The sequence below is a fragment of the Paenibacillus sp. p3-SID1389 genome (assembly GCF_025151705.1).
GTDB lineage: Bacteria > Bacillota > Bacilli > Paenibacillales > Paenibacillaceae > Fontibacillus > Fontibacillus phoenicis.
Genome location: NZ_JALXVO010000021.1, coordinates 65,705 through 77,427, shown reverse-complemented (window position 1 = coordinate 77,427; position 11,723 = coordinate 65,705). Strand labels below are relative to the sequence as shown.

Sequence of the window (11,723 nt, the reverse complement as noted above, 5' to 3'; positions counted from 1 at the left end):
CGCCCGGAAATCACTCCCGGGCGCTCCTATGAAATTTGGATTAATCCTGGTTTAAGCTGACGGGCAATACTCCCTGCGGCTGCAGCTCACCGACCAGAACCTTGGCCGCGACATCCAACGAAAACGGACGATTTTCATATAAGCAGAGATAGGTCTCGATCTCAGGAAACGCGTTGAAGTCGTAAGGATTCCGCGTAGATACGACGATCAGACGTTTGCCCGACAGCTGCTGAAGGCGCTGGACGAGCTTCTGCTGACCTTCAGGGATCCCCCCCTCTGCTGTGTAGGTCGCCACAACGATTTGGCTGACCTCTTGACTTTGTTCCAGTACCGCAGCAATCTCTTCGTCGCTGGGCTGCGTTCCAATCACCGTCATGACGACCTGGCCATGAAGCGGCCGCAGCGCATCCGCCAGCGTATATTGATGCACCGCCGGCTCATCGACCTCAGTGCGGTGCCGCAGCTCCGGCCAGACGACCAGCACCGGCTGATCGCTCTGCAGCGGCAAGCGGCCCGCTCCCTTCACGAGCGTCACGCTGCGCTCTGCCGCATGGCGCAGCAGCGCGGCGCTCTCCGCCTCCGGCGTCAGCGGCGCTGCCGTCGCGGTCGCGGCGGCTACCGCCTGCGCCGCACTGCCGATCCGCTTCGCCTTGAGCGCCAAGATGCGCTCGAGCGAGCGGTCAATACGCGCCTCGCTGATCCGGCCGCTCCGCACCGCTTCGGCTACCCGCTCGATCGCCGCACGCTGGTCGGCCAGCGTATGGCTCACGAGCACGAGGTCTGCGCCGGCTTCGATCGCCTGGACCGCCCCTTCGGCGATGCCATAATGCCCCGCGATCGCCTGCATCTCCAGGCAATCGGTGACGATCAGCCCGCCGAAGCCCAGCTCTTCCCGCAGCAGGCCGGTCAGCACCCGGTGCGACAACGTTGCCGGCGTCCCCTCCGGCTCAAACGCCGGAAAGATCACATGCGCCGTCATAATTGCATCAACGCCCGCCGCAATCGCCTCCCGGAACGGGACCAGCTCGACCTGGTGCAGCCGCTCCTTCCCGTGCGGGACACTGGCTAAGCCGCGGTGGGAATCCACGGCCGTATCCCCGTGGCCGGGGAAATGCTTCACCGTCGCGATCACGTCTTCGGCCTGATATCCGCGAACCGCCGCGGCTCCATGCACGGCCACCCGGTCCGGCTGCTCCCCAAACGAGCGGACGCCAATCACGGGATTGGCCGGATTGTTGTTGACGTCGACGCACGGCGCAAAGTTAAAGTTGATGCCCAGCTGCAGCATCTCCTTGGCCGCCAGTCGCGCCACTTCCTCCGTCAACGCCGGATCATTGGCCGCCCCCAGCGCCATATTGCCGGGAATCCGGCTCATCCCTTCATGATCCAGCCGGGCTACCATCCCGCCTTCCTGATCAATCGAGATAAACAACGGAAGCTCCGGTTTGCTGCGCGGCAAGCCTTGCAAGCTTCGTGACAGCTCGGCAAGCTGCTCCACCGAAGCGATATTCCGGCGGAAATAAACTACACCCCCCACATGATACTGCTGCACCAGCGTCCGAATCTGTTCGTCCGGCACCAAGCTATGGAACCCACAAATAAATAACTGTCCGATCTTCTCCTCCAACGTCCATGCTGATAAATCCACGAGCCGTCCTCCTTGCCGCTTATCCATTAGTTTTAAGATACGTTTGATTCCTTCTGCCGGTAATCCGACGGCGTCATGCCGGTATACTTCTGAAAGACCTTCGTGAAATATCGCCGTTCCTGATAGCCGATTGAACTGCCGATTTGTGCGATCGAACGCTCACTGGTACGCAGCAGGCATTTCGCCATTTCCATTCGCTGTTTGGTCAAATACTCTACAAACGTTTCGCCAAAATGGTTCTTAAAGAGTAAGCAGAAATAACTGCTGCTAATGCCGAGATAGTCGGCGATGTCCTCGATCCCAAAGTCGCGGCCGAGATGGTTCTGAATATAATTTTGCGCGGACATCATTAGCAGCTCCGTAGATTTCTTCGCGGACAGGGAGCTGCGCGCATGCTCGATGAGCGAAACGATGATCGACAGCAACTCTTTCAAGCTCATCGGCTCCCGCAGCCGCTTCCATAGCCCTTCTTCCTGCTCCCTTGGGAGCATGTGCAGCTCGCGCATCTCGCGCAGCAAATGGATGAGCAAATAATGCATCAGCTTCTCCGCCGCACACGCCTGCCGTTCATCCAGACCGCCGATGTACGATTTCAATTCCCCGGCGATGCGATCCAAGACCTCGGTGCTCCCGTTGCGCAATCCGGTTCCAAGCTGCTCGATCCAGCCCCATTGCACTTCCACCGCGTCCTTATCCGGGGCGAAATCGTCTGTTGGCAGCGCGTCAGCCTTCACGAACCCTTCCTGCGCTGCTCCCAGAATCAACCGATGCTGCAAGCGATGGTACACAAGCGATAATTCCTGCAAACCATGTAGCCCTGCCGCCATGCACATCCGAACGGGAAGTTCCTCCTTGCTGCGGATGAGCTGTCGGATCCGCTCAAAGCCCGGCATCAGCGTCTCCTCGTCAACTGTCCGATCCGCTGAAGGGGACGGGAACACGAGGCACCATTCCCCCTCCCGGATCTGCAGCACAGTTAAGCCTGGCAAAACTTCGCCAAATACATCCTTCAGCGCATGCTTGATGTGCAGATTCCACGCTTTTCGTTCATGGAGCGTCCAGACGATGGATCGGTGCGAATAACCTTCCAGATCCAAGAGCAGCATGGCGTAACGCCGCTTCGCTTCACCGGCGTCCTCGTCGTCCCACAACAGCCCTTCCGCATCTGTCTCCTGTCCGAGCAAGGAATGTAATAGGAAGTTTTCATTGGCCAGATCAACCACCTGGTTCATCCGCTGCTCCTTGTTCAGGTTTTTGCGCTTCTCGCGAATCTGTTTGGCGATCCCCCGAACCGTCTCCTCCAGCTCAAAATAATTGATCGGCTTGCAAATATAATCCTTCACGCCGTAACGTATTGCAGTTCGAGCATACTCAAATTCCTGATACCCGGTCAACAGCAAAATTTCGCAAGGAATCTCCCGCTCCCGGAGCTCCTGCAGCAGTTGAATGCCGTCCATCACCGGCATGCGGATATCGCTTAAGATCAAGTCGGGACGATGCTGCGAAGCCATCTCTAACGCTTCCTTACCGTTCTTGGCCAACAAAACAACTTCAAACCCCATTTCCTCCCAAGGCAAAACCTTCGACAAGTTCGTGAGTATATGAATTTCGTCGTCAACCAGCAACGCTTTTAATTTCATCGTGATCCCCCGCCTCATATCTTGGTATCACACATTGAATCGTCGTCCCGTACCCGGGCTGCGAGCAAATAAACAATCCGTATCTGCTGCCATACTGAAATCTTAGCCGATCCGACACGCTGCGAAGCCCCAAGCCCCGGCGTTCATGATTCGGATATGGCGCCATGGAACGATACGCCGGATCGTCCAAATCCGCGTATTGGATCTTCGCCAGCTGCTCATTGGTCATCCCAATTCCGTTATCTTCAACCCTTAGCAGAATGCGGTCTTGCTCCATTCTCCCCGTGACCGTGATCCTGCCTTTATAATCGATGCCCTCAAACCCGTGCTGAATGCTGTTCTCCACGAGCGGCTGCAGCGTTAATTTCAACAGCAGACAGTTCATCATTTCGTCCGGAATATCAATCGAATACTCAAACAACTCCTCGAAACGGAACTTCTGAATTTCCAAATAGCTGCGCATATGCTCGATTTCGAGGCTCAGCTTGATCTCTTCCTTGTCTTGAATACTGATCCGCAAAATATTCGCCAGCCGCAGCACCATTTCGCTGACCTTACGCCCTTCGTTTTGGACGGCAAGCACGTTAATCGATTCCAACGTATTAAACAGGAAATGCGGCTTAATCTGAGCCTGCAGGACGCGCAGCTCGGCGTTGGCCTTCAGCCGTTGCTCCCGTTTCACTTGCTCAAACAGCTCATTGATTTTATCCATCTGGTTATTGAAGCCCTTCTGCAGCAGAAGCAGCTCATCGTCGCCTTTCTCATCTACCCGAGCTTTCAGGTCACCGCTTTCCACCTTGCGCATGAACCTGACAATCACACCAATCGTTCCTGTGATCCGGTTCATAAAGATCAAGTTAAATAACATCGCCGTCAGCACGCACACACAAATAATGGCAACAAACCATTTGGCAAAGGTCGTCACCTCCTGCGACAAATAGCTCCAGGAAGTAACCGAAACTAGACTCCACGGATAATCCTGCAATTTATAAATGGAGATAACGCTCTCTTGGTTGTTAAATTTACCTTTAAAGCTCCGATACCCCTCGCCGCTCTCCCATTTCAATTTTTTTGGCAGGTACGCTTCGATTTGCTGTCCATCCAACTCCAATTGATAATCGTATAGAATCAGGCCTTTGTCATTCACCAGCATAAACCGGGTATCGCGCATCTGACTGCCCAGCTTCAGGTTCTGAAAAATCTTCTCGAACTCCCAGTTCTTGATCTGCACCACCAGCACGCCAACCCGCTCCAGATTGCTAAGCTCCTTAATCAGGCGGATTTGCGTAAACACGTTGTCCGATCCGGTTAATTCCGGATATTCGTGGGGAGCGATCCATTTCGGTTGGCCGTTAAGGGCCATCACTTCGTTATATAAAGGATGCTCCTTGAATTTTTCGTAGGGCAGCGTCTCGAAATTTTCCTTATTAAATATCGCGATGACATTGGATTGCCGGCCCCCATGGATGTTGTACAAAAACGCGTAGTCAATGGCCGGATGGCTATACAGCAGGGAACGGAAATTTCGCTGATTGGCGTTCAGCTCCAGCTGGGTCGTGGCCGTCAAATCCTGGGTATCCGGGTCCTTGGCTGATAAAGCGGCCTGAAACACCCCTTTGGAGATGCCATTATCCGTGACGTTATTCATCTCCTGAAAGACGTTCTTAATGCTGTAGCTGATCGCCTTCAGTGAATATTCCGCCTGCTGGCTGTATTTCTTCTCAATCGAGTTAAACGTAATCCAAAACGTGATAATGCCTAACACAAACAATGGAATGATGACTAAACCCAAAAAGGCGGTAAACAGCTTAATGCGCAAATTCATCGGCGGCAGCTCCCAATTGGTAAGACTATCCCTATTCTAACACGCCACGATCTAACCCTTAACGCTGCCGGCCGTAACGCCTTCAATTATTTTTTCCTGAAGCACCGCATAGATGATCATGACCGGCAGCACGCTGAACACGATGCCAGCTGACATCTGCGCGTAGTTGGTGTTGTACGCATCGCGGAACCCAACCATCCCGACCGGGAGCGTACGAAGTTCTTCTTTGGATAGAAAATAGTTCGCCAGCAAAAACTCGTTCCAGTTGCCGAGGAAATTGATGATAAACACCGTCACGATCGCCGGTACTGTCAGGGGCAGCATCACGCGAAAGAACATCCCCGCTGAGCCTAAACCGTCCATGACAGCTGCTTCTTCAATTTCACCAGGGATCGAGCGCATAAACGCCGCCAGAATGATGACCGAAAACGGAATCGCGTTCGCCACATAAGGCAAAATCAACGCCATATGCGTGTCGAGCACGTTCAGGTTGCGCATCATGCCGTAGATCGGCAGCAGCAACGAGTTGTTGGGGATCAGCATCCCCAGCAGGATCAGCTGGAACACGACCGCGCTGATCCGATTGTACCGCATGCGCGTTACGGCAAAGGCCAGCATCGCAGCAAACAGGATCGACAAGCACGCCGATAATACACCGATATATAAGCTATTGAAAAAAAACGTGCTGATCTTGGCGTTCACCCAAGCATTCATGTAATTGTCAAAAATAATCGACGACGGCAACCCAAACGGATTGGAGGCGATCGCTTGGTTATCGGTTTTGACCGAAGAGAACAACACGAACAGAAACGGATACAAAATGATGAGTAGATACGCCATCAGGAACAGATGCGGGATCGTCTTTTTCAGCACTCTCATCAGTATTCAATCCTTTCTGTGCGTCGAACGACAAGGATTTGGTACAAGGCGGTAATAATGATCGTAAAGGCAAAGATCAGTACGGCGATGGCGTTGCCAAACCCGTGGCGGAAGCTGGTGATCGCGTAACGGATCATGTACGTCGCCATGACGTCCGTCGAGCCGGCCGGCCCGCCCTTGGTCATGACCAGCACAATATCGGCCGCTTTCATGGCGCCAGCCACCGACAGCATCACGACGACGCTAATGATCGGCATGATCAGCGGAATGGTGATTCGGATCGCCCGTTGGATGCCGCCCGCTCCATCAATCGCCGCCGCTTCGTCCAACTCGCGCGGGATCGCCAGGATCGCCGCCAGGACCATTACGATGTAGAACCCCGTCCACTGCCAAGCATTCGTAATCAGGATGGAGAGCATCGCCCAATTTTTGTCGGACAGCCAGTACACCGGGGGAATGCCAAAGATCCCAAGCACTTGGTTCATCAACCCGAAATCCGGGTTATAAATGAACCCCCACAAAATACCGATCACGGCAGTGGACATGATCGACGGCATAAAGACCGCGGTCTTATACAGTCCCTTGAGCTTCTTGACGTTTGCGATTAAGAGGGAGAAAAAAACGATCAGCGGAACTTGGATCAGACAGGAGAACAGAATGAAATATACATTGTTCCGCACCGATTTCCAGAACGCTTGATCCTTAAACGCCATCTCGTAATTATCCAAACCGATATAGGTCATATGCTTGGAAATACCGTTCCAGCTGGTAAAGCTGTTGTTGATGGCGGTAAAGATTGGATAGATGAAAAAGGCAAGAAACAAGATCAATGCCGGGAGAACAAATAAGCTGTAAATCAGAGGACTTCTGAGCGCTTTATTCATGCCTATACCTCCGTAGTTGGAAGCAAGGGCGTCCCCAGAACCGCTGCCGGCGGGTGACGCCCTTGTTCGATGATCAGTCTTAAGAATTAACGATTATTCCGCTGCGGCATTGGCTGCATCTTGCGCTGCCTGCACATTTTCCAGCATCTTCGCCGGCTCGATTTCGCCGCCGATGATTTGTTGAATGCCCATGCTCAGCGCCGTATTCACTTCCGCTTGCACGAGCGCGTCAAACGCCGGGAAGGAAGTGCCGATTTCACTTACCGCTCTAAAAATATCCTGCATCAGCGGGTCGTCGGACGCCGTCTTCATTTGCTCCAAATCCATCTTCATGGCCGGAAGTACGCCGTCTTCTTTCAAGCCGCGCAGCTGCATTTCTTCCGTCCACATGTTCTTAATGAACTCCTTAACGGCCGCCAGCTTCCGCGGATCCTCCGCCACCGCACTGGAGAAGCCGTAACCGTTGTTGGCATCCTGCATGACGACGACCGGATCCCCTTCATTTAACGGCGGCATATTGAAGAAGCCGATTTTACCCACCATATCGCCGGCTTGAGCCGGATCGCGGAAGACGGAGTTCGCCCAGGAGCCGTCCATCATCATGATAGCCTCGCCCGTAATAACCTGGTTTCTCATATCCGCGTATTCAAAGCCCAGTTCGCCTTTCTTAAAGTAACCTTTTTGAACCCATTCCTGATGTTTGGCAATCGCCTTAACCATATTCTCGTCCGTCCATTTCGTTGCGCCTGTCTTGAAGCCGTAAGTGATCTCCGGACCGGCAAAATAGGACCACAGGTTATTGGTCGTCATCAGCGGAATCCAAGCATCCTTGGAGGACTGAGCAAACGGGATTTTGCCGTCCGCCTTGATTTTCTCAGCGATTTGCTCCAGCTCCCCAAGCGTCTTCGGCACACTCAGCCCTTTGGATTCAAAGTACTCTTTATTATAGAAATACCCTTCGATGGAACCCCCGATTGGCAAGCCGTATACTTTGCCGTCAAGGGTAAACGGATCCAGTGTCGTAAATTTATCTTTAATGCCCAATTCTTCGATGATCGGTGTCAAATCCAGCATCAGGCCTTCCTTGGCATATAGCTGGGCATCCGGACTGCCAAATACGTCGAAGATTTCCGGCGGTTTGCCCGCGGCCATTTCGCCCCGCAGCTTCTCTTTGCGGTTCACTTCGGAGTCCACCGCATCCAGCTTGATGGTTAAGCCCGGTACAGCAGCTTCCGTCTTCTTGACGACGTCCTCCAGCATCGCCAGGCGGAACTTCTTGGATTCCCCAACCTGGGTGTGGCGGATCGTGATTTCAAACGGATCGTTGTTCGTTTCCGTTTCGGTCCCCGCATTTGACGTGCCCTGACTTTCATTCGACGGGGCAGCATTGTTTCCGTTGTTGCCGGATTTGCCGCAGCCGGCGAGCAGCGCGGATGCAACAAACACAAGAGACAGCAGCAGCACCAAACTCTTCCTCATGTTAGATAGACCCTCCTCAAACTCGTTTATGTGATACACCCTCATTATAGAAAGCGTCACCACCTTTGATAAGGAGGACATTTTTCTATTAAGGGGATAATATCCTCTAAAAACCAAAATGAAAACGGTTAAACCTAACGTATATCGAGAGGTTTAACCGTTTGGAATTGAGATATTGGATTTTAGCGTGAGAATATATGACATAGATTTCACGGTTTGGCTGGTACTTGCTGCTCGCCTTCACGAATCAACCGATAAGCTCGTTCGATCTCTTCATCCGTTGGCGAAGGTACGCCTTCCAGCGGATAAGCCCAACCGAGCTCCTGCCATTTGTACACGCCCATTTGGTGGTAAGGAAGAATTTCGAATTTCTCCACGCCCTTCAGGCTGCCGATAAATCTCCCAAGCTCCAGTAAATCCTGCTCATCGTCGTGGATGCCGGGCACATACACGTGACGAATCCACATTTTCCGATCATGATCCGACAGCCAGCGGGCCATCTTCAACATTCGATCGTTGGGTTTGCCCGTCAGCTTGATATGCTTCTCGTTGTCGATATGCTTCAGATCCAGCAGGACCAGATCCGTTACATCCAGCAGATCGCGAATTTTATCCCCTTCATTATAGCCGTTCGTATCCAGCGTCGTATGAAGGTTCCAGCGTTTCTTCACTTCCCGGAACAATTCCGTGACAAACGGCGCCTGCAGCGTCGCTTCGCCGCCGGATACCGTCAGTCCGCCGCCCGATGTACGGTAATAGTTCAAATACGGCTCGATCTCGGCCAGAACTTCCTCGACGGTCATCTCCTTGCCTTCCGTCAAGCTCCAGGTGTCCGGGTTATGGCAATATTGGCACTGCAGCAAGCAGCCTTGCATAAAGAGGACGAAACGAATCCCCGGTCCATCTACGGTTCCGAACGTTTCTAACGAATGTATGCGACCTTTAAGCATCTTCGTCACCCTTTCCCTAATTCGCCTCCGATAAAGGAATGAGGAGAAAGGCGATCCAAGCCCAACTCCCCATTTTATCGTTCAGCTTCAATTGTTGCTGCCCGTCAGCAGGTTATTACATTTTGCCGTGGAAGGTCCGGTTGATGACATCTAGTTGTTGTTCACGGGTCAACTTGATGAAGTTCACCGCATAACCCGATACACGGATTGTTAATTGCGGATAGTTTTCCGGATGTTCCATTGCGTCCAGCAGTTGTTCGCGGTCAAAGACGTTTACGTTCAAGTGATGCGCTTTGCTGCCGAAGTACCCGTCCATCATCGATACGAGGTTCGATTTCCGGGTTTCCGTGTCTTTACCCAAGGCCTTCGGCACGATCGAGAACGTATTCGAGATGCCGTCCAAGCTGTGCTCATATGGCAGCTTCGCTACCGAGCTCAGGGAAGCTAACGCCCCTTTCTTGTCGCGGCCGTGCATCGGGTTCGCCCCTGGTGCGAACGGTTCGCCGGCTTTACGTCCGTCCGGCGTGCTGCCTGTTTTCTTACCATATACAACGTTCGACGTAATTGTCAATACCGATTGGGTTGGCAGCGAGTTGCGGTACGTTTTATGCTTGCGGATCATGCCCATAAACGTTTCAACCAGCTCTACCGCAATTTGGTCAACGCGGTCGTCGTTGTTCCCGTAGCAAGGGAACTCGCCTTCGATTTCGAAGTCTACGGCAATGCCGTTTTCGTTGCGGATCGGTTTCACTTTGGCATATTTGATCGCACTGAGCGAGTCAGCCGCTACGGACAAGCCGGCGATACCGCAAGCCATCGTGCGGAGAATGTCGCGGTCGTGCAGCGCCATCTCGATCCGTTCGTAGCAGTATTTATCGTGCATGTAGTGGATCACGTTCAAGGTGTTCACGTACAGCTTAGCCAGCCATTCCATCATCGGGATAAAGCGTTTCTTCACTTCGTCATAGTCGAGGTATTCCGAAGTGATGGCCGGATATTCCGGACCAACTTGGACGCCGGATTTTTCATCCTTACCGCCGTTGATCGCATACAGCAGAGCTTTCGCCAAGTTTGCGCGAGCGCCGAAGAACTGCATTTGTTTCCCGATTCTCATCGCGGAGACGCAGCATGCGATACCGTAATCGTCACCGTAAATCGGACGCATCAGATCGTCGTTTTCATATTGAATCGAGCTCGTCTCGATCGATACCTTCGCGCAGTATTTCTTGAAGGCGTCAGGCAGTTGCTCCGACCAGAGCACGGTCAGGTTTGGTTCTGGAGCCGGCCCCAGGTTGTACAGCGTATGCAGGAAGCGGAAGCTGTTCTTGGTTACGAGCGTCTTGCCGTTTACGGACATCCCGCCGATCGATTCCGTTACCCAAGTTGGGTCGCCGCTGAACAGTTCGTTGTACTCTGGCGTTCTCAGGAATTTCACGATCCGCAGCTTCATGACGAAATGGTCAACCAATTCTTGAGCTGCTTCTTCGGTTAATGTTCCTTCGGCCAGATCGCGTTCGATGTAAATATCGAGGAACGAAGATACGCGTCCGAGGGACATTGCCGCACCGTCTTGTTCTTTGACCGCTGCCAGATAACCGAAGTACAACCATTGGAAAGCTTCCTTCGCATTGTTCGCCGGTCTGGAAATGTCGAATCCGTACATTTCGCCGAGCTGTTTCAATTCGCCTAAAGCGCGAATTTGTTCAGAAATTTCTTCCCGAAGCCGGATCACATCTTCATCGATGACATCTACTTCAAGAGATTTCAATTCTTGTTGTTTTTGCTTGATCAAGAAGTCTACGCCGTACAGGGCAACGCGGCGGTAGTCCCCGATGATCCGACCGCGGCCGTATGCGTCAGGAAGACCTGTGATGATCCCAGCCTTACGGGCGGCTCTCATTTCCGATGTATAAGCATCAAATACCCCTTGGTTATGGGTTTTGCGAATCGTTGTAAACAGATTTACGATCTCAGCTGGCAGATCAAAGCCATAAGCTTTGCACGCATTGATGACCATGTTGATCCCGCCGAATGGATGGATCGTGCGTTGGAAAGGGGCTGAGCCCTGAACGCCTACGATTTGTTCCTTCTCTTTATCCAAATATCCAGGAGCATGGGAAGTGATCGTGGATGGCGTGTTCACGTCTACATCCAGGACCCCGCCGGCTTCCCGTTCTTTCACGGACAGCTGCGATACGATATCCCACAACGCTTTCGTGTTCGCCGAAGCGCCTTTCAAGAAGGACTCATTACCTTCATAAGGATTCACGTTTGATTGGATAAAATCGCGCGTATCCACTTCCTTCATCCATTTCCCAGGTTTGAAGCCTCTCCATGCGTTTTGCGCCTTGGTTTCTGTTACTTCTCTTTCGATCACCGACATCTTGATTCCCTCCATTTTTATATGTGGTCGCGGTT

8 protein-coding genes are annotated in these 11,723 nt (G+C 52.7%); all 8 read right to left on the bottom strand.

Features of this window, described 5'->3' with window-relative positions; translation table 11 throughout:
• Positions 1-40: 40 nt before the first annotated feature.
• The 8 genes from nagZ to pflB all read right to left on the bottom strand — a co-directional run bounded on the left by nagZ (position 41) and on the right by pflB (position 11,688).
• Positions 41-1,675, bottom strand: coding sequence for a beta-N-acetylhexosaminidase (nagZ, locus tag M3G15_RS11055; RefSeq protein ID WP_260070926.1), 1,635 nt, complete (start codon positions 1,673-1,675; stop codon positions 41-43).
• Between the two features lie 5 nt (positions 1,676-1,680).
• Positions 1,681-3,288 (bottom strand): response regulator, encoded by a 1,608-nt coding sequence (locus M3G15_RS21515; RefSeq protein ID WP_311202273.1) that lies wholly within the window; start codon positions 3,286-3,288, stop codon positions 1,681-1,683.
• Complete coding sequence (locus tag M3G15_RS11040) at positions 3,263-5,113, bottom strand: cache domain-containing sensor histidine kinase (protein WP_260070925.1); 1,851 nt, start codon at positions 5,111-5,113, stop codon at positions 3,263-3,265. Before M3G15_RS11040 ends, M3G15_RS21515 begins: the two co-directional genes overlap by 26 nt.
• Positions 5,114-5,164: 51 nt before the next feature.
• Entirely contained in the window at positions 5,165-5,992 is an 828-nt protein-coding gene (locus M3G15_RS11035; RefSeq protein WP_260070924.1) for a carbohydrate ABC transporter permease, read from the bottom strand.
• Complete coding sequence (locus M3G15_RS11030) at positions 5,992-6,876, bottom strand: carbohydrate ABC transporter permease (RefSeq protein WP_260070923.1); 885 nt, start codon at positions 6,874-6,876, stop codon at positions 5,992-5,994. Before M3G15_RS11030 ends, M3G15_RS11035 begins: the two co-directional genes overlap by 1 nt.
• Positions 6,877-6,969: 93 nt before the next feature.
• Entirely contained in the window at positions 6,970-8,355 is a 1,386-nt protein-coding gene (locus M3G15_RS11025) for an ABC transporter substrate-binding protein (RefSeq protein ID WP_260070922.1), read from the bottom strand.
• Between the two features lie 209 nt (positions 8,356-8,564).
• Positions 8,565-9,305, bottom strand: coding sequence for a pyruvate formate-lyase-activating protein (pflA, locus tag M3G15_RS11020; protein ID WP_260070921.1), 741 nt, complete (start codon positions 9,303-9,305; stop codon positions 8,565-8,567).
• 115 nt (positions 9,306-9,420) lie between these two features.
• Complete coding sequence (pflB, locus tag M3G15_RS11015; RefSeq protein ID WP_260070920.1) at positions 9,421-11,688, bottom strand: formate C-acetyltransferase; 2,268 nt, start codon at positions 11,686-11,688, stop codon at positions 9,421-9,423.
• Positions 11,689-11,723: the final 35 nt, after the last annotated feature.

Excerpts from the sequence above, each read along its gene's own strand:
- M3G15_RS11025 (WP_260070922.1), bottom strand. The coding sequence starts at position 8,355 with ATGAGGAAGAGTTTGGTGCTGCTGCTGTCTCTTGTGTTTGTTGCATCC.
- M3G15_RS21515 (WP_311202273.1), bottom strand. The coding sequence starts at position 3,288 with ATGAAATTAAAAGCGTTGCTGGTTGACGACGAAATTCATATACTCACG.
- nagZ (WP_260070926.1), bottom strand. The coding sequence starts at position 1,675 with ATGGATAAGCGGCAAGGAGGACGGCTCGTGGATTTATCAGCATGGACG.
- M3G15_RS11035 (WP_260070924.1), bottom strand. The coding sequence starts at position 5,992 with ATGAGAGTGCTGAAAAAGACGATCCCGCATCTGTTCCTGATGGCGTAT.
- M3G15_RS11030 (WP_260070923.1), bottom strand. The coding sequence starts at position 6,876 with ATGAATAAAGCGCTCAGAAGTCCTCTGATTTACAGCTTATTTGTTCTC.
- M3G15_RS11040 (WP_260070925.1), bottom strand. The coding sequence starts at position 5,113 with ATGAATTTGCGCATTAAGCTGTTTACCGCCTTTTTGGGTTTAGTCATC.
- pflB (WP_260070920.1), bottom strand. The coding sequence starts at position 11,688 with ATGTCGGTGATCGAAAGAGAAGTAACAGAAACCAAGGCGCAAAACGCA.
- pflA (WP_260070921.1), bottom strand. The coding sequence starts at position 9,305 with ATGCTTAAAGGTCGCATACATTCGTTAGAAACGTTCGGAACCGTAGAT.